This window comes from Psychrobacter sp. 16-MNA-CIBAN-0192 (assembly GCF_040309565.1).
Taxonomy (GTDB): domain Bacteria; phylum Pseudomonadota; class Gammaproteobacteria; order Pseudomonadales; family Moraxellaceae; genus Psychrobacter.
Genome location: NZ_JBEOOX010000802.1, coordinates 1 through 229, shown reverse-complemented (window position 1 = coordinate 229; position 229 = coordinate 1). Strand labels below are relative to the sequence as shown.

Genomic DNA, 229 nt, shown 5'->3' with positions numbered 1-229 from the left:
CCTTGCGCTCGCGGGTGTAGTCCAGGGTCCATTGCAACGCCGCTTCGGCTGAGGACAGTGCGCCAATCGCCACGGTCAGGCGTTCTTGCGGAAGTTCCTGCATCAGGTAGGCAAAGCCCATGCCCGCCTGGCCCAGCAGGTTTTCCTTGGGCACACGCACGTCCTGGAAGAACAGCTCCGAGGTGTCCTGGGCCTTCATGCCGACTTTCTCCAGGCGCTTGCCCTTGTC

1 protein-coding gene is annotated in these 229 nt (G+C 62.9%); it reads right to left on the bottom strand.

Features of this window, described 5'->3' with window-relative positions; genetic code table 11:
• A partial coding sequence (locus AAEY78_RS15280) for an acyl-CoA dehydrogenase family protein (RefSeq protein ID WP_352340396.1) occupies positions 1-229 on the bottom strand: 229 nt, incomplete at both ends.